Below are 18,828 nucleotides of genomic sequence, written 5' to 3' on the forward strand. Positions count from 1 at the left end.
CCTAAATCTTATAATAGTCGAGCTTCTTCTCAATCTTATGGAAGATAAAGGTGAGAAGCGAAGTCATAATCAGATAGAACAGCCCCGCCGCAATAAAGGCGTTTAAGTTGTTCTGCTTCATCATAATGATCTGCGCCTCCCGCAGCAGGTCGGAAAGGGCGATGGCATAGACCAGCGCGGTATCCTTGACCAGCGTCACCACTTCATTGCCCACCGGCGGGATCACTCGCTTGACCACCTGGGGCAGGACAATTTTAAAGAAGCATTGGCTCCGGGATAAGCCCAGCACCTGCGCCGCCTCATATTGTCCCCGGGGAATCGACTGCACGCCGCCCCGGAAAATTTCGCCGAAATAGGCCGCATAATTCAGAATGAACGCCAAAATTGCCGCAAAATTCCTGTCCAGGCTGACCCCCGTGATGATGGGCATGCCATAGAAAAAGAAAATGAGCTGCAGCATCAGCGGCGTGCCTCGGAACAGCACGATATATCCCTGGGCAAACCAGCGCACCGGCGCAATTTTCGACATGCGCATGGAGCAGATGATCAGCCCCAGAGGGATGGAAAACACCAGCGCCCAGCAAAAAACCTGCGCCGTCACACCCAGTCCGTTCCAAAGCGGCGGAAGTACTTCTAAAAATTGATCCATACCGTTTCTCCCATTTCCCTTGATTTTTCCCCGTCATAAACGCACGAATGCAGAGGACATCCCTGCCCTCTGCATATCCTGCCTATTTTCCTTTTGTGCGCGCCTGTTATTCCGTGATCGCGCCCACTACATCCGGCCACTTCGCGACGATTTCCGCGAAAGTGCCGTCCTCGCGCATCTCCTGAAGCGTGTCATTCACGGCCTCCATCAGCGCCTGATCGCCCAGGCGGAAGCCAATGCCATATTCCTCGCCGCCGAAGTCCTCTTCGAGAACCTTATATACATCCGGCTCCTGGTTGACATAGCTCATGCCCACGGCTTCGTCCAGCACAACGGCATCCACCGATTTGTTCTTCAGCTCAGTCAGCGCCAGAACGTTATCCTTGATGGGAAGCAGCTCCTTGAAGGTAGCCTTCACATCCGCCTCGTTGTCGATGGCCTCGTTGGCCGAGGAACCCGCCTGTACGCCCACAACCTTATCTTTCAGGTCAGCCTTGGTGTTGATATCCGAATCCGCTCCGACGACGATGATCTGCCGGTTTTTCACATAGGGATCCGTGAACAGAACCTGGGTCTTCATCTCTTCCGACATGGTGAAGCCGTTCCAGATGCAGTCGATATTGCCGTTGTTCAGCTCCATGACCTTGGTATCCCAGTTGATCGCCTGCACCTTGAGCTCCACGCCCAGACGCTTGCACACCTCGGTGGCCAGATCAATATCGAAGCCCTTTACTACGCCGTCGGTATCCTTATAGCCATAGGGCGGGAAGGAATCGTCCAGTCCCAGCACAAAAACGCCCTTGTCCTTGACCTTCTGCAGAGAATCGTCTGCCGCAGCCGAATCCGTCGCAGCAGGGGCGGATGCCGAAGCGCCGGCCGACGCCGAATTCTCCGGCTGCTCCGCAGGAGCGCCGCAGGCTACAAGACCGAATACCAACAATGCGCAAAGTGCCATTGCTACAATCTTTTTCATGTGTCTTCCTCCAAACATTGGTTTCTAAACTTTTCTACAGGAGGTATTATACTTTATCGTGCTAAAATAGTAAAGCATTATTTTACAAAAATTTTAATTTTTTTCAGCCCTTCCCTATCCGCCGCCGGGCCAAATGGCAGGGAACCCATGGGGGGGGACTGGCGCCGCATTCCCGGGGAGCTCCGGGCGGTGTTTCACTCTCGTTGGCTCCCCCCCATTCCGCCTTTTCTCACCCCTGCCATAAATCAAAGCCCGTGCAGCAATGACCTCCGTACGGGCTTTTTCTTGTTTCTTATATGCCGTCAGCCTATGGTCCAATTCTGGCTCTCGTTTTGCAGCTTGACCATGCGGGCATAAACGCCTTTCTTTTCCATCAGCTCCTGCGGCGTTCCCTCTTCCGCCACAGTTCCGTTTTCCAGAACGACGATCTTATCCGCTCCTGCTACTGTCCGCATGCGATGGGCTATCACCATCACGGTTTTATCCCGGATCAGCCGGGAGAGCGCGGTTTGGATCAGCGTCTCATTCTCCACATCCAGGGAGGCCGTCGCTTCGTCCAGCAGAATGATGGGCGCATTCTTCAAAAATGCCCGGGCGATGGAAATGCGCTGCCGCTCGCCGCCGGAAAGCTCGCAACCATTCTCGCCGATATAGCTGTTCCACTTATCCGGCAGCTTTTCCGCAAATTCATCGCAGTTGGCCAGCCGCGCTGCGGCCAGCACTTCTTCATCCGTGGCGTCTTTGTTCCCGATCCGAATATTTTCGAGAATCGTATTGTCGAACAAAGTGACATCCTGAAACACGATGGAATAGAGAGAAAGCAGTGTCTCCGGGTCGATTTGGGATATATCCATACCGCCCACGGTGATCTTTCCCGTATTGCTGTCCCAAAATCGGGAAGCCAAACGGGAAACCGTCGTCTTGCCGCCGCCGGACGGGCCGATCAGCGCTGTAACCTCTCCCTGCTTCGCCGTGAAGGAAACGTCTCTCAGCACGGTTTCCCCAGTGTTATAGGCAAATCCCACATGGGAAAATGTGATGTCATATCCGTTGTTGGTCAGCCTGTTTTCACCGCTCTGGATGGGATGATCGAGAATTTCATTCATGCGGCCGATATTGGTGCGGGTGCTGATGACCGCGGCCAGGTTTTGCAGAGCGCCCTGGAGCGGGTCATATAGCCGGGCCACCACCAGCAGGAACATAAAGAAGGTGAGCACAGAAAGTGTCCCCTGCCCGAGCAGGATAGAGCCCACCAGCGCCACGGTGGCGATGCCCAGCTTCAAAATCAGCGACGCCGTCACCACAAAAGCCGCCAGCCCAAATTCATTGATGATCGAGCGTTTTTCCACAGCCCGGATCTTCTTTTCCAAGCCGGCCAGATAACCGTCTTCGGCGTTATTGGCCTTCAGATCCTGCACAGCTTCAATGCACTCCTGGATTCCGTCGGCGCAGGCCATCTTGGCGTCCATCGCCTTCTGGTTCATCCTCTCCTGCACTTTTGCAGAAAAGCCCACGATAGCAAAGGATACCGGCATGACCCAAAGGGCCGCCAGCGCCATCCGCCAATCAAAGAAAAACAGGCTGATGGAGATGAGCAGCGTGGAGATAATAGCGCCGAACAGCTCGGGAATAAAATGCGAAAAGCTCTGCTCCAGGAAAGTGCAGTCTGCCATGATGGTGCTGGTCAGATCGGCCAGGTCCTTTTTCCCAAAGAAGGATAACGGGAGCTTTCTGAGCCTTTCCGCCAGGGTAATGCGGCGCACGCCGCTCTCCGTATAGGTGGCAAAATAGGTCGCGTTATACTGGAACCAGGTAGTGAGCAGGATCAGCCCCCCACACAGGACGCAGCCTGCAATATAGAATGCCGTCTTTGCCTGGGGCACACCGCCGCCCATAAGATCGCTGACCAGCGCATACAGCAGGCCCACGGGAAACATAAAGGATATGTTCTGCAGTACGCAGGCAAGGCAGCCTTTAATCAGATCCCTGGCGCCCTGCTCGGACAGGGCATATTTCTTTTGAAGCCTTTTTATCATCTTTAAGCCTCCTTTTCCACTTTCCATTGCACGGAAGTCTGATAATTCTTCCACATTTTCCGGAACTCGCCTTCCCGGGCCAGCAGCTCGCCGCTGGTGCCGCTCTCCACAATTTCTCCGTCTTTAAGGACATAGATTTGGTCCACATGGGCGATGGTGGAAAGCCGGTGTGCGATCATAATAACCGTCTTGCCCTGGGACAGCCGGCTGAAGGCCGCCTGCACCCGGCTCTCGTTATCCGGGTCGGCAAAGGCCGTGGCTTCGTCCAGAATGAGGACCGGAGCATTTTTCAGCATCACCCGCGCAATAGCGATGCGCTGCTGTTCGCCGCCCGAGAGATACACGCCCTTCGTCCCGATCACTGTATCCACTCCCCTGGGCAGCTTGGCGATGATATCCCCGCACTGGGCATTTTCCAGGGCCTTGATCACCTCTTCCCGGGAAGCGCCGGGCTTTCCCATCCGCACATTTTCCAGGATCGAAGCCTTAATCAGCCGGCTGTTCTGGAAAACAAAGGAAACTGTATTCATCAGCTCCTTTTTTGGAATTTCCCGCACGTCTGCGCCGCCGATTTTTACAGTGCCTTCCTGAGGATCAAAGAACCGGGCGATCACATTGGCCAGCGTCGTCTTGCCGCCGCCGGACGGGCCGACAAAGGCCACCGTCCGGCCGGAGGGGATGGAGAGGGAAATATCCTTCAGGGCGTCCTTCTGTCCATCATAGCTGAAGCGGACATGCTCCACCTCCACTGAACCATCCTGGGGGGATTGGGGACGCTTTGCCTCCCCGAGAGGCGCCATTTCCAAAACACTGTCGATGCGGTGCAGAGCATCGTCCACGATCATGGCATTTTCGCTCTGGAACATGATTTTTGTCAGCGTCACCGAAATAATGGGCGTGATGATGATATAAAAGATCAGGTTGAGCAAAAATTCCGTCGTCACGCCGTTTTGCGTAAAGAGCAGGCCGCCCGCAATCAAAAACACAAACACGCCGTTGATCGCCGCCGTGTAGAACATCATGGGGCCGCGCAGCTGTTTGGTATAGGCGATGACCCAGACCTTATAGCGGTCAATGGAATCCTTGAATTTTTTAAAGGAAAAAATCGTCTGTCCAAAGGTTTTGACGACGGGAATCCCCCGGACATATTCCACAGCCTCCCCCGACATATCCTCCAATGCGTTTTGATATTCCCTCATCTTTTGTTCCATCTTCGCCCCGGTCATGCTCATCATGATGAGAAAACCAAGAACTACCGGGACAAGGCTCAACAGCCCCAGCCGCCAGTCAAAGACGAACAGCAGGACCAGCAGGCCGACAGGCGTGGCTATAGCCCCTGCCTTATCCGGGAGCTGGTGGGCCAGATAGGTTTCCGTGGCCGCACTGGATTCATTGACGATTTTTCTAAGCCGCCCGCTGCCAAAGCTCTCTGCGAATCCCAGCGGCAGCCGGACAATATGGCGCATGGTCTGTATGCGCATATTGGTTGCGACACGGAACGCTCCCAGATGCGAGCACATCAGCCCTGCAATATAGACGAGCACGGCCACTACGGCAAACAGAACCGCCATCCAGCCGTTATGCGTCAGATTCTGCGCAGCTGCAAAATCAGGGGCCGCTTCCAAAACTTCCCGCATGACCAGCCATATGTAGTAATAAGGGATGAGCGCCAAAAGGGCGCTGAGTGCAGACAACACCCAGGAAGCATAGGTCAAATACTTATGCCCTCCCGCATACGAAAGCAAGCGCGATACATTGGATTGCTTTTTCAAAAGAATTCCTCCTTTTATAACATGGAATATATGATATGGAGGAGCGTTTCCCGCCCCTGGATATCCAGCATCCGATAGTTAGAATAGACTAACTAATGGATAAAAATTATAGAGCCTTATTGCCCCATAATTTTCATCCAGCCCGCGGTATAGAACGCGCGCATCTCCTGCAAATAGGTTTCCGCATCGCTGAGCGGCATTTCATGGATAATCAGTTCAAAGAAAGCGTTGAACATCCCGGTAATGAGGATATGTTCCAGCCGGGCATCGATGTGCGGCGCGGGCCGGCCCAGCTTTTTCAACACCGCCAGGTAGTCATGGGTCCCTTTTGTCTCAATCTCCACCATTTCGTCAATCATCCCCTCAAAACGCGTCCCCTCTGCGCAGCAGAGAAGCAGCTTGAACTCTTCCAGATGATCATAGGCATAGCGGAGCATGTCGAACATGCTCACGCCGGAAATATTGCTCAGATTTTCCGGCTGCTCCTGGGGAGGAAGCTGGGCAAATTCCTGCTGGGCTGCCCGAAAACGATCCATGATATAGCGGTAATGCTCGCCTACCAATGCCTCAAACAGCTCTTCCTTGCTTTTATAATAGCCATAGAAAGCGCCGGTGGTCATGCCCGCCGTTTTCACAATATTCCGCAGCGAAGCGGTCTTGAAGCCCTTTTCCAAAAACTCCGCTTTGGCGGCCCGGTGGATCTTTTCCAGTGTCGTATTCGATTGATTTTCCATGCGCGGGCCCCCATATAACATCGTTATATATCACTGTTATATTATAGTCCCCGCCCTCTTTTCCTGTCAATAGGGAAAATAAAAAAACTCTATGCCGTTACCTCCGCATAGAGTTTTTTATTTTTCTTCTACACTGTCTCCAGAATTTCCCGTACGACAGCCGCCATTTGTTCCATCTGCCGCATGGTTCCGATGGAGATCCGCAGATATTCGCGGACCCGCGCTCCGGAAAACCACCGGACATAGATATGCCGCTTTTTCAGCTTCTGCATCATCTCCTGCGCCGAAATGCCCGCCGGCGGCTTGGCAAAAACAAAATTGGCCATGGCCGGAAGTACCTGGAAGCCCAGGGCCTTCAGCGCCCCTTCGGTATATTCCCGGGCATGAATGATCAGCTTGGCGATATTCTCGGCATAGGATGTGTCCATGAGGGCCGCGGCCGCCGCCCGCTGGGCCAGCGCATCCACAGGATAGGAATTAAAACTGTCCTTAATGCAGTTCATTGCCGCAATAAGATCGGGATGGCCCATGGCATAGCCCACCCGCAGGCCGGCCAAACCGTGGGATTTGGAAAAAGTCCGCACCACCAGCAGGTTGTCGTATTTTTTTATGAGAGGAAGCGCCGTCTGCGCGCCAAACGCCACATAGGCTTCGTCGACAATCACAACTCCGGAAGCCCGCCGCACGATCTCCTCGATTTCGTCCCGGCTCTGGGCCAGGGAGGTGGGGGCGTTGGGATTGGCCAGCACAATATTCTTTTTCCCATAGAACGCCTCCGCCGGAACCGTGAAATCTTCCCGGAGGGGGACCGTCTCATAGGAAATGCCATACATCTCCGCCCAGACCGGATAAAAGCTATAGGAGATATCGCAGAAAGAAAGAGCGTCGTCAAAAAATGCCTGGAATGCGATGGCCAGCACCTCATCCGATCCGTTGCCGCAGAACACCTGCTCCGGAGACAGGCCGTGGACATAGGCCGCCGCCCTGCGCAGAACCTCGGAAGAGGCGTTGGGATAGAGCCGCAGCTTATCCATATGAAAGTCCTCGATGGCCGCGATGGCCAGCGGCGAGGGCGGATAGGGGTTTTCGTTGGTATTCAGCTTGATCATGTCGGCGTCGCGCGGCTGCTCTCCCGCCGTATAGGGAGTGATCCTCCGAGCCCGCTCGCTCCAATAGGTTTTCATGGTTTGTTCTCCCACAAATTAAAGTATTTCTTTCTCGTTCTATCCTATCACATTTTTTTCCGGGCCGCATCCCCTTTTTGCTTTTTCCCGCGCCGCTTCCCTAGAAATCTCTGGAATTTTGCGAATTTGTTATAATAACCAGGGGTTTTTCCTTGACGGTTCATCCCCCTTTATTATATAATAAGGGTGTTTATCACAGACCCCAATCGTTGGCTGCGCCTGTATCAAAAAGTCCGCGGGAATTTCCCCGGGTGTATGTGCGGGCCGTTGTTTGGGAGCCGGTCCATGGCCGGCAAAGCCATGGAAACTATTTGCGGCAGGAAGGGTTCTGCGCGTCTTTTTTGCGTTTCCCCTTTCCTCCCACTCATTCACTCATCAATAAAAACAGGAGGTTTTTTATCAATGGCAAAGAAATTAACAATTGATGGAAATACCGCCGCGGCACACGTTGCCTATGCATTCAGTGACGTCGGCGCTATCTATCCCATCACGCCATCCTCTCCCATGGCGGAAGCTTGTGACGAATGGGCTTCCCAGGGAAGAAAGAACATTTTCGGGCAGGTCATGAAGATTTCCGAAATGCAGGCGGAAGGCGGCGCGGCAGGCGCGGTTCACGGCTCTCTGGCGGCCGGCGCTTTCACCAGCACTTTCACGGCTTCTCAGGGCTTGCTCCTGATGATCCCCAACATGTATAAGATTTCCGGCGAGTTGCTGCCCTGCGTGTTCCATGTATCTGCCCGTGCTCTGGCGGCGCATGCCCTGAACATCTTCGGCGACCATGCCGACGTTATGGCGGCGCGGCAGACCGGCTTTGCCATGATCTGCGGCAACTCCGTGCAGGAAGTTATGGATATGGCGGCGATTGCCCACCTCTCCACGCTGAAGGCCAAGGTTCCCTTTGTGAACTTCTTCGATGGTTTCCGCACCTCTCATGAGGTTTCCAAGATCGAAGTTCTGGATTACGACGATCTTGCTGCTATGGTAGACTGGAATGACATCCGTGCTTTCCGGGAACGGGCCATGAACCCCGAACATCCCCATCAGCAGGGCACGGCGCAGAACGGCGATATCTACTTCCAGAATCGTGAAGCCGCCAACAAATACTATCTGGCGACGCCTGAAATCGTCCAGAACGTCATGGACGAATTCGCCAAGAAGTTCGGCCGTACCTATCATCTGTTCGATTATGTCGGCGCTCCGGATGCGGATAAGGTCATCGTCCTCATGGGCTCCGGCGCAGAGGCCGTGGAAGAGACCATCAACTATCTGAACGCCAAGGGCCAGAAGCTGGGCTGCGTGAAGGTTCGCCTCTATCGTCCCTTCTCCGCCAAGGCTTTTGTGGATGCGATTCCCGCTTCCTGCAAAAAGCTCACCGTTCTCGACCGCACAAAGGAACCCGGCTGCCTGGGCGAGCCTCTCTATGAGGATGTCGTTACGGCGCTGTTCGAGTCCGGCCGTGACATCAAGGTCTATGGCGGCCGCTATGGCTTAGGCTCCAAGGAATTCACGCCCACCATGATCAACGGCGTATTCAAGAATATGGACGCCGCAGAGCCCAAAAACCACTTTGCCGTTGGTATCGAAGACGACGTCACCTTCAATTCCATCGATATCTCCGAAAAGATCGACGCTTCTCCGGAAGGCTGCTTCCGCTGCAAGTTCTTCGGTCTGGGTTCGGATGGTACGGTCGGCGCCAACAAGAACTCCATCAAGATCATCGGCGACCACACCGATATGTATGCCCAGGGCTACTTCCACTATGACTCCAAGAAGTCCGGCGGCATCACGGTTTCTCACCTGCGTTTCGGCAAGACGCCCATCCAGTCTGAATACCTGATCGACGTTGCCGATTTTGTCGCCTGCCATAACCCCAGCTATGTCATCCGCTATGACGTTCTGGAAGGCATCAAGGACGGCGGCACCTTCCTGCTCAACAGCCCCTGGTCGGCCGAAGAGATGGAAGAGCAGCTCCCCGCTTCCATGAAAAACGAGATTGCGCAGAAGCATCTGAAATTCTATAACATCGACGGCGTGAAGATCGCCCGTGAGGTTGGTCTGGGCGGCCGCATCAACATGTGCCTCCAGGCTGCGTTCTTCAAGATCTCCGGCGTGCTCCCTGAAAAGGAAGCTGTCGAATATATGAAGGCCGCCGTGAAAAAGACCTATGGCAAGAAGGGCGACGATATCGTCAACATGAACTGGAAGGCCATCGATGTTTCCATCGGCGCTGTCGAAGAAATCAAATATCCCGAGTCCTGGGCTACCACCACCGAGGGTGCGGCTCCGGCGAAGGTTTCCTCGGATGAGTACTTCCAGGAAATCATCCATCCGGTTTCCATCCTGAAGGGCGACGCTCTTCCGGTTTCCAAATTCGATCCCCGCGGCTTCGTTCCCACCGGCACCACCAAGTTTGAAAAACGCGGTATCGCCGTCAACGTTCCCAAGTGGATCCCGGAAAACTGCATCATGTGCAACCAGTGCTCGCTTGTTTGTCCGCATGCCTGCATCCGTCCTTTCCTGGCCAAGGAAGAGAACCTGGCCGGCGCTCCGGAAGCTTATGTGACCAAGGACGCCCGCGGCAAGGATGTCGCCGGATACAAGTTCCGCATGCAGCTCTCCCCCTTGGATTGCACGGGCTGCGGCAACTGCGCCGACGTCTGCCCCGCCAAGGAGAAGGCTCTTGTCATGCAGCCTTTGGCGGAAGTCGCCAAGACCGAAGAAGCCAACTGGGATTTCGCCATCGAGCTTCCTCGTCCGGACATCAACGTCAACAAGAACACGGTTATCGGCAGCCAGTATCTCCAGCCGCTGTTTGAATTCTCCGGCGCCTGCGCAGGCTGCGGCGAGACTCCGTATATCAAGCTGGCAACCCAGCTCTTCGGCGACCGCATGATCATCGCCAACGCAACCGGATGCTCCTCCATCTATGGTGGTTCGGCTCCGACCTGCCCCTATACGAAGAACGAAGAAGGCCATGGCCCCGCATGGGCAAACTCCCTGTTTGAAGACAATGCGGAGTTCGGCTATGGCATGAACCTCTCCATGACCCAGCGCAGAAACGGCCTGAAGGAGAAGGTAGAAAAGGCTGTTGCCGACGGCATCGTTTCCGGCGCTCTCAAGGATTCCATGGTTGAGTGGACGGAGAACATGCAGGAAGCGGATATCACCAAGGCTTGCGCCAAGGTCATCAAGGCAGAGCTGCCCGCGGCCATCGCAGCGGCTTCCGGCGATGCCAAGGCTCTTCTGGAAGAGATCCAGGCAGACGCCGACCTGTTCATCAAGAAATCCATCTGGATCATCGGCGGCGACGGCTGGGCCTATGATATCGGTTACGGCGGTCTGGATCACGTTCTCGCCATGGGCGAAGACGTCAATGTCCTGGTGGTTGACACGGAAGTATATTCCAACACCGGCGGCCAGGCCTCCAAGGCTTCCCCGACAGGTGCGGTTGCCAAGTTCGCTGCTTCCGGCAAGCGCGTGAAAAAGAAGGACCTGGGCGCAATCGCCATGACCTATGGTTATGTCTATGTCGCGCAGTGCGCGATGGGCGCCAACCAGGCACAGCTCATCAAAGCCATGAACGAAGCCGAAGCTTATCATGGCCCGTCCCTCATCATCTGCTATGCTCCCTGCATCAACCATGGTATCAACATGGGCAAGTCGCAGGCAGAAGAGAAGAAGGCCGTGGAAGCCGGTTATTGGCAGCTTTACCGCTATAACCCGACTCTGGCAGCCGAAGGCAAGAATCCCTTCACGCTGGATTCCAAGGATCCGACAGCCAGCTATCAGGACTTCATCATGGGCGAGACACGGTATAAGACCCTGAAGAAGATGTTCCCGGCGGATGCGGATCGTCTGTTCCAGCAGGCGGAAGAAGAAGCCAAGGAGCGTCTGGAAGGCTATAAGGCAAGAGCCGGCAAATAAGCCAGTTCTTCCTGTAATGTAAGACAAAAAGCCCGGAGAAAATTCTCCGGGCTTTTTTATTGCAAAAAACAGCTGCACGGATCCTGCCAAAACACGCGCCCTATTGTTTCATGCGGAGAAACAAAATTCCGGGCTTGCAAGGCGTGATAAAACTAGAGTCGTAACTTTCTAACTGATGGGAAAGGATAATTTCATGAGATAGTATTATTCTATGGAATGACTCGCAGTTCCATCCACGCGTTTCTTTTGTGCGGCCCAAGTCTATGGGCAGCTTTGGGAGATATGATACAGGAAACCGTATATTCCCTATCCCCTGTCCAGTTTTTCTGTTACGAAATCTACCCGCCCATCTGTATCTGTCCTCCCCCCATCATTTTTTTAATGTTGCAGCAACTCCCATCTTTGGTTAACTTGCCAATTCTGCTTCGGGGTGCTATTATAAGATTGTTTAATGAATTCACGACTAGGAGGATTCTTGTATGAAAAATATTGCACATGTTGCCATGCTTCAGATGCGCGTTGCGGAAAGCGACTGGGAAACAAATCTGGCCCATGCAGACGAGCTTTTGGCTCAGGCTTGCCAACAGCCGGTGGATTTTGCCGTTCTGCCCGAATGCTTTGATATTGGTTGGGGCAACCCGCAGGCTGCTGCGCTTGCTGCGCCGGTTCCCGGCCGGATTTCCGAGACTCTCTGCGCCTTTGCAAAAAAATATGGGATTTATCTCGTCTCGGGTCTTACAGAAAAAGACGGAGACAGGGTCTATAACTCGGCGCTTTTCATCTCTCCCCAGGGAGAAATCCTCTGGAAGCACCGAAAAATCAACGTCTGCTATGATGTGACAAATGTCTATTCCATCGGCGACCGCCTGGGAGTCGTGGAGACACCCTTCGGCCGGATCGGCGTCGATATCTGCGCAGACAATTTCGATAACAACACCGCCATTGCCCATACCCTGGCCCGGATGGGCGCCCGCATGATCCTATCTCCCACTTCCTGGGCCGTATCTCCGGATCATGATAATAAAAAGACTCCCTATGGGAGCGATTGGACCGTGCCCTATGGAAAGCTCTCCCGTCTCTATCAAATGGCGATTGTGGGAGTGAGCAATGTCGGGCCCATCACCATGGGAAGCCGCGCCGGATGGAGCTCTATCGGCAATTCCATGGCCTATGGCCCGGATGGCAGGCCGATTGTAATTCTTCCCTTTGGCGAAGATGCGGAAACTGTCTTTGTAGCTGAAATTCCCCTGATGGATTCCATCGCCAATGGCGATCTGACGGCGGCAGAGCTGCAAAAACGCGGATATCATGGGATATAATACGATATAAAACAAGGAGGTTTTATTTTATGAAACAATGGAAAGAAATCGCCCCTGAGGCGCTTGAAAAAAGCCCTTTTCAGATGATTGGAATGGATTGGATGCTGGTGACGGCCCAAAAAGACGGAAAGGCCAACACAATGACCGCTTCCTGGGGCGGCCTGGGAGTTATGTGGGGCAAAAATGTCGCCTTTATCGTGATTCGTCCCCAGCGCTATACAAAGGAATTTATCGATGGTTCGGATACGCTCTCCCTTTCCTTTTATGATGAATCCTTCCGCAAACAGCTGAGTTATCTGGGCGCAGTCTCCGGCCGGGATGAGGATAAAATTGCAAAGGCGGGCCTGACATTGACCCACGATGGCGAAACCCCGTATTTCGAGGAAGCCGACACCGTCCTTCTCTGCAAAAAGCTCTATGCGCAAAAATATGACCCTGCCTGCTTTATCGAGGATGGCATCGATGCGCGGTGGTATCCCGAAAAGGATTATCACACCATGTATATCGTAGAGATCACCAAAATTCTTCAGGCGGATAAATAAAGTAATAAAAAACAGCCGGTTTTCCGGCTGTTTTTTATATTACTGCTTATCCCGGACAACGCCCTTTTTCAGAATGATATTGGCGTATACCGAGGGCTCGCTGGTCTGCACGATGCAGAACAGACCCTTCATCCGCTCATAGAATTCCCATTTGGGGAGGATATCAAAACCCTCCTTGAATTTATCGGCTTCTTCGCTTTCCCGGATGATCCGCTCATATTCCTTCCAAATCTTCGGTTCCTCCACCCAGGGGTCGTTCCGGCACAAGGTCACCGGCTTGGATACATAGTCATCCAGAGGCATAAACTGCAAAACCGCCTCCAAAATTTCCGGAACCCGCATCCCATCCATACGGACAACGATGGGCCGCGCCGTCCCGAATTTTTCAGCTCCGCAGTTCCCATCAGAAATCATGATTTCCCCGCCGTGCCCCATTTCCATCAAAACCTTCATGAGCTCCGGCGATATCGCCGTGGGGATTTTTTTCAGCATTCCATCTTCCTCCTTATTTTCTATCTGTATCCCTCTGCATATTGGCAGCAGAGATTAAAAATCCAATGATTTTTCCTCAAAACAGGCAAATACACTGCGGCAATTTTCGCAGTAATAACCCTCTGCCCTGCTTTTCAAAATTCGCAGCTGTCTCCCGAATATTTTCTTTTGCTCCTCTTCTGGATAGAACTCTACGCGTACAGCAAAAGGATGGCTGCCCGTTGCCTTCACAATTCCCTGTCTGGTTTCATTTCCGCAAATTGGGCACTTCATTTGCTCTGCCTCTCCATTTTTCTTTCAGCCCGCCGCCTGAAAATAACCCTGCCGAAAAAGCCCGCCGGGTTCCCCGCCCAAGCGCGAAGTAACAGGAGGCTTTGCCCTCCTATTTCTCCAGACGCAGCACGGTGCAGCGCACCTTTCCCGCCAGAATATCGCTGATCCGGTGTTTGGCGTGAGCAATCATCACCGTAGACCCGCATTCCAGCGGTTTGCGGGCAAACGTCAGCTTGGCCTTTGCCCCGGCGGCACCCACCCGGGAAGCGCCGTTGCAGTACTGCATCATTTCATCAATCTTTGCGTTGATCTCTTCCACACTGCTGCCCCGCACCTCTTCAATCAAGGTAGACGGGTCGTTGACATCCCGATAAATGCCCTCCGTCGTGGTCAGAATCACCAGCTTTTCCGCCCCCACCAGCTGCGTGACGACGGCTGCCGTTTCATCGTTATCGATACATTCCACGACCTCATCCGCCTCCTGCCGGCGCAGGGCGGCAATCTCCATTTTCCGGTTTTCCTCGTTGGAGACCGGGTCGTTATAGTTCACAATAGGAATGGCGTTTTGGTTGGCTGCACGGTAAAACATGCGCCGGATATGCTCAGCCTTCACCTTGTCGTTAAAATGGCTGTGTTCCACCAAAACCTGCCGAATGGAGTATCGGGGATCCACAAACTGCCGGTATAGCTCCATCAGAACCGCCTGTCCCTGGGCGGAATAATCCGTCTTGATTTCTTCAATATCACCCCGCAGCTCGCTGCCGCCGTTGCGCTTCATATAATCGATCCGACCAATTTCCGTGGCCCCTGAGCTGACCAGAATATATCCCGGACGCAGGTCGTGCGCCAGCCGGGAAAAAATATTATAATCCAAATCGTTGTCGCCTCGGCGAATCAAAGCCATCGAGCCGATTTTGATCACCGCGTCAAAGTCAAAATGTGACATCTGTTCTTTTACCTCTTGTTTGCTTCTAAAAAATTTCGGCAGCTACTTTTCTTCCATTGCCAACACTCGCTATTATAATACACTTCCAAGAAAAATTCAATTCTCCTCCTTGCCGTCTTGAAGCACGGGCATTTATGACGAAAACTTTGTCGGAATGTAAGAAAAAAATGTGTTCTTTACAAATTGTTCATAAAATCTATGTTTGATTTTATCAATTTCCGTGTATAATATAAGCAAATAAGGTATTTTACAGTTTTTCTAATTTTCCTCCATTTTTATGGGGCCCATCGAAGGATGGGCCTTTTTCTATATTTTACGCAAATGAAAAAGCCCCTGAAAATCTCAGAGGCTTTATTTTTATCTTTTAGAAGCTGTTGCGGTCATCAAAATCATTCTTTCTGGACCGCGCTCCGGATGCAGGCGGCCGCCGCCGAACTGTCGGGCGTTCCCGCTGCGGCTCCGGCGCAGACTCTTCCTCTTGGTCATAGCGCAGACGCCGATCCGGGCGCCGGTATTCTTCCTCGTCCTCATCGTCCAGATCCAGAATATCGTCTTCTTCCGAAGCGGGCCGTGCCGCCGGACGTTTTGTCCCTTGGCCGTTCTGCCCCTGGCGCGCCGCCGGGTTTCTCGAAACCGTCCGGCCGTTTCCCGGCATTCCCGGGCGTTTTTTGCTGGCCCGCGCCGCCTCCAGTTCCTTCTGCTTCTTATCCTTGCGAACCAGAATCAACAGCGTGACGCCGGTGGCAATAATCAGCACGATCACCACAATAACGATCCACATAAGCGTTCCCAGGCCGCTTCCCGCCTCTCCGCTCACTACCACATCAATGGGTGTCGCTTCAATGGTGAGAGGATTGCCTGCCGGATCCGTCGCCGTCACCTTGAAGGCGAACTGCGTATCCTCTTTCACTTCCTGCTCAATGGCAATCTCCCGGGTTCCGCCCGCCATGGTGGCCAGGCTGTCAATATTGCCCAGCGTCGGTTCGGAAATCACCACATTGGTGAATACCTCCGTCCCATTGTTTGTCAGGGTCAGCTTAAAGGTCACTTTTCCGGTATCCTTAAGCTGGGATTCATCTTTGGTTACTTCGAGAGTGAGCACCTGACTGTAATCCGAAGGCGAGGGCGCCGCCGCTACTTCCAGCTCTACCGGATCGGCGGAAAAGCTATATTCTTCTCCCTCCGAATCCTCTGCCGTCACCTTGAATTCCAGGCTCGTGCTCTCCGTTACCGTCGCTGTATACTGCCCGCTCGTGCTCTCGCCTGCCGCCAGGCTTTTGTTCTTCAGCGAGATGGATTCTCCATCCGGTCCCGTGAGCTTGAGATTCTTGAGATCCATGCTCCCGGTGTTTTTGATGGTGACGTCAATGGGAACCTGCGCGCCCGCCTCCACAGAGGTAGACTCAGCCACTGCCGTCACTTCCAGTTCCGCCTCCGTCATCTTCACGTCAATGGGCGACATATCTTCGGTATATGTCTTTCCCGCCGCCGTATATTTTAATTTCGGGCTGACTGTAATGGATTTCTGGATCTCGCCCACATAGGTGACAACCTTGGATTTCCCGGCCGCCAGAGAAAACGCGTCGCAGACTGCCTTCCCGCCGTTCAGAGCAGAGGCGCTGATGGTCGCATTCTCAATTTTCGTGTCGCCTTCGTTTTCAATGGCAAATGTGAAGGTAACTTTCGTTCCCCGGGGCACGGATTCCTTGCTGGCCTTCACCTGGGCGCTCACCTTGACGTTGGCTTCTTTCTTTGCCACACGGATGGTCTGGGAAACCTGTTTTTCCGCGCCTTCAAATTCATAGGTCAGAACAACTTTGATGTCCTGCCCGATTTTGGATGTTGCAACCTCATATTCCCCGCCATAGGTCTTGACGTCGCCGGAACCAATATCGCCAAATTCCTTCAGGTTTCTTCCGTCAACGGATAACACGGCGTTTTGAATGGCATCGCCATTGTTGCGCACGTCAACATTCAAATCGATATTCCCGCCAGTGCTTAAGGATGTGGGCGAAAAGGTCACGTTCATGTCTACATCAGCCGCTGCCGAAGCCGTGAGGGGAAATGCCCCGAACAGGCCGAAAACCATCAGCACAGCCAATGCCATAGACAGTATTTTTTTCACTTTCTATACCTCCAAATCGTCCCGGAATCCCTCCGGGCGCCTATTTTTCCGGGCAATATTTCCTGTGTCCCGAAAATACAGGATACCGTATTCTGCGAAGAAGCAGAGTCCTCCACATAATACGGTATCATTCTAAACGATGTTTTTCCTCTTGTCAAACAAATCCCGGCAAGTTTACAGTTATTTTACTTCCACCGTCCAGCCGAATTTGTCCGGAATGCGGCCATATTGGATGCCGGTCAGAGTATCATAGAGCTTCTGGGTCGTCTCGCCCATTTTCCCGCCGTTGACGATGATATGCTTATCCTCCCAGATCAGCTCGCCCACCGGGCTTACCACAGCGGCCGTGCCCGAGCCGAACACTTCCTCCAGGGAACCGTCCAGAGACGCCTCATAGATTTCCTCCATGGAAATGCGCCGCTCGGTTACCGGGATACCCATATCCTTGGCCAACTCGATGATGGATGCCCGCGTAATGCCCGGCAGGATGCTGCCCGCCAGCATGGGGGTCACAAGCTCACCCTTGATTTTGAAGAAGATGTTCATGGAGCCAACCTCTTCCACATATTTGTTTTCCTTGCCGTCCAGCCAGAGAACCTGGTCATATCCCTTTTCATGGGCCTTTTCCCCCGCCAGCAGGCTGGCCGCATAGTTGCCGCCGGTCTTGTGATGGCCCGTGCCGCCTTTGACCGCGCGGACATATTTGCTCTCCACATAGATCTGCACGGGAGACAGCCCGGAAGCATAATAGGCGCCCACCGGAGAAAGAATGACATAGAGCAGGTATTCCTTTGCCGGCTGTACGCCCACAAACGGGTCCACGCCGATGTAGGTGGGGCGGATATAGAGAGAAGTTCCCGGGGAAGTCGGGATCCAGTCTTTTTCCATCTTGATAAGCTCATATAAAGAATTCAGCACGAATTCCTGGTCAAAGGGCGCCATGCAGATGCGCTCGGCAGAGGTCGCCAGCCGCTTGATATTATCCCAGGGACGGAACATCAGAACGCGCCCGTCATCCGTCTTATAGGCCTTCATGCCCTCAAAAACCTCCTGGGCATAGTGAAGAACCAGGGCCGCCGGGGAAAGCTGCAGATCGCCATACGGCTCGATCTGGGCGGAATACCAGCCCCGCTCCCCATCGCGCTTCATCATCAGCATATAATCCGTGAAAATCCGGCCAAAGCCCAGCTTGGTCTCGTCGGTCGGCTTTTCCTTCAACACATCGCGTTTCACAAATTTCAGTTCCATTTTTCCGTTTCTCCTTTATTCCGTTGGACTTTCAACATATTCTTCGCCGGTTTTCCGGGGGACCACCGTCCCGCTGGAAAGCTCCCGGATCAAATCGCAAAACCGTTCTTCCTTTTCCATCCCCACATAGAACTCTGCGGCCACGCAGCTTAAATATTCCATCCCTTTGGGCAGACATCCCGCGCCCAAAACCTGGGATTCTATCTTTCCCCAGAGCTTAAAGGGAACCTCCATGGCATAGACCGCATAAGGGGCGCGGCGGATCTTCTCAGCTGTTTTCAAGGTTTCGGCCACGCTTGCACTATAGGCCCGGACAAGACCTCCGGCACCCAGCAGCGTGCCGCCAAAATACCGTGTCACCACGGCAAGAACGTTGGTCAGCCCGCTCATTTTGAGAGCTTCCAGCATGGGCACCCCCGCCGTCCCCTGGGGCTCGCCGTCGTCGCTGCACCGCATAAATTCCCTGTTTTCCCCGATGATCATGGCGCTGCAGTTGTGCGTCGCATCCCAATGCCGCTTTTTTACGGCTTCCAGGGCCGCGATGCCCTCCTCCGGCGTCTCTGCCCGGAGCAGCCGTCCGATAAACCGGGATTTTTTAATCACAATTTCGG

15 protein-coding genes are annotated in these 18,828 nt (G+C 53.6%); 3 read left to right on the forward strand and 12 right to left on the reverse strand.

From position 1 onward, the window contains the following. Window position 1: 1 nt before the first annotated feature. The 6 genes from H8693_RS04830 to H8693_RS04855 all read right to left on the reverse strand — a co-directional run bounded on the left by H8693_RS04830 (window position 2) and on the right by H8693_RS04855 (window position 7,348). A complete protein-coding gene (locus H8693_RS04830) occupies window positions 2-649 on the reverse strand; it encodes an amino acid ABC transporter permease (RefSeq protein ID WP_178618186.1) in 648 nt (215 codons plus the stop codon). A 106-nt stretch (window positions 650-755) separates the two neighbouring features. Beyond that, window positions 756-1,622 carry an amino acid ABC transporter substrate-binding protein gene (locus H8693_RS04835; protein WP_249280013.1) on the reverse strand — a complete coding sequence of 289 codons (867 nt, stop codon included), beginning with the start codon at window positions 1,620-1,622 and terminating at the stop codon, window positions 756-758. A gap of 302 nt (window positions 1,623-1,924) precedes the next feature. Next, window positions 1,925-3,658, reverse strand: coding sequence for an ABC transporter ATP-binding protein (locus tag H8693_RS04840; RefSeq protein ID WP_249280014.1), 1,734 nt, complete (start codon window positions 3,656-3,658; stop codon window positions 1,925-1,927). A gap of 2 nt (window positions 3,659-3,660) precedes the next feature. Next, window positions 3,661-5,430, reverse strand: coding sequence for an ABC transporter ATP-binding protein (locus H8693_RS04845; RefSeq protein ID WP_249280015.1), 1,770 nt, complete (start codon window positions 5,428-5,430; stop codon window positions 3,661-3,663). Window positions 5,431-5,546: 116 nt separating this feature from the next. Continuing rightward, window positions 5,547-6,164: a TetR/AcrR family transcriptional regulator gene (locus tag H8693_RS04850; protein ID WP_249280016.1), complete on the reverse strand. Its 618-nt coding sequence runs from the start codon at window positions 6,162-6,164 to the stop codon at window positions 5,547-5,549. 128 nt (window positions 6,165-6,292) lie between these two features. Continuing rightward, entirely contained in the window at window positions 6,293-7,348 is a 1,056-nt protein-coding gene (locus tag H8693_RS04855) for a pyridoxal phosphate-dependent aminotransferase (protein ID WP_249280017.1), read from the reverse strand. A gap of 402 nt (window positions 7,349-7,750) precedes the next feature. On the opposite strand from H8693_RS04855, the gene nifJ reads away from it, so the two are divergent. The 3 genes from nifJ (at window position 7,751) to H8693_RS04870 (ending at window position 13,133) form a co-directional block, all read left to right on the forward strand. Further along, complete coding sequence (gene nifJ / locus H8693_RS04860) at window positions 7,751-11,272, forward strand: pyruvate:ferredoxin (flavodoxin) oxidoreductase (protein ID WP_249280018.1); 3,522 nt, start codon at window positions 7,751-7,753, stop codon at window positions 11,270-11,272. Window positions 11,273-11,751: 479 nt separating this feature from the next. Next, window positions 11,752-12,591 (forward strand): carbon-nitrogen hydrolase family protein, encoded by an 840-nt coding sequence (locus tag H8693_RS04865; RefSeq protein WP_249280019.1) that lies wholly within the window; start codon window positions 11,752-11,754, stop codon window positions 12,589-12,591. A 29-nt stretch (window positions 12,592-12,620) separates the two neighbouring features. Then, window positions 12,621-13,133, forward strand: coding sequence for a flavin reductase (locus H8693_RS04870; protein ID WP_249280020.1), 513 nt, complete (start codon window positions 12,621-12,623; stop codon window positions 13,131-13,133). A 39-nt stretch (window positions 13,134-13,172) separates the two neighbouring features. Here the strand turns inward: H8693_RS04870 and H8693_RS04875 are convergent, their stop codons facing one another. The 6 genes from H8693_RS04875 to H8693_RS04895 form a co-directional block, all read right to left on the reverse strand. Continuing rightward, window positions 13,173-13,625, reverse strand: a complete 453-nt coding sequence (locus H8693_RS04875) for an RbsD/FucU family protein (RefSeq protein ID WP_249280021.1) — start codon at window positions 13,623-13,625, stop codon at window positions 13,173-13,175. A 54-nt stretch (window positions 13,626-13,679) separates the two neighbouring features. Continuing rightward, complete coding sequence (locus H8693_RS10790; protein WP_407926335.1) at window positions 13,680-13,898, reverse strand: PF20097 family protein; 219 nt, start codon at window positions 13,896-13,898, stop codon at window positions 13,680-13,682. A 109-nt stretch (window positions 13,899-14,007) separates the two neighbouring features. Beyond that, window positions 14,008-14,844, reverse strand: a complete 837-nt coding sequence (locus tag H8693_RS04880) for an amino acid kinase family protein (protein ID WP_249280022.1) — start codon at window positions 14,842-14,844, stop codon at window positions 14,008-14,010. A 364-nt stretch (window positions 14,845-15,208) separates the two neighbouring features. Further along, window positions 15,209-16,969 carry a COG1361 S-layer family protein gene (locus tag H8693_RS04885; protein ID WP_249280023.1) on the reverse strand — a complete coding sequence of 587 codons (1,761 nt, stop codon included), beginning with the start codon at window positions 16,967-16,969 and terminating at the stop codon, window positions 15,209-15,211. 180 nt (window positions 16,970-17,149) lie between these two features. Further along, window positions 17,150-18,217: a branched-chain amino acid aminotransferase gene (locus tag H8693_RS04890; RefSeq protein WP_249280024.1), complete on the reverse strand. Its 1,068-nt coding sequence runs from the start codon at window positions 18,215-18,217 to the stop codon at window positions 17,150-17,152. A 15-nt stretch (window positions 18,218-18,232) separates the two neighbouring features. Next, window positions 18,233-18,820 (reverse strand): YigZ family protein, encoded by a 588-nt coding sequence (locus H8693_RS04895; protein ID WP_249280025.1) that lies wholly within the window; start codon window positions 18,818-18,820, stop codon window positions 18,233-18,235. Between the last annotated feature and the right edge of the window lie 8 nt (window positions 18,821-18,828).

It is taken from the genome of Guopingia tenuis, from assembly GCF_014384805.1.
In the GTDB taxonomy this organism is placed as follows: domain Bacteria; phylum Bacillota; class Clostridia; order Christensenellales; family Christensenellaceae; genus Guopingia; species Guopingia tenuis.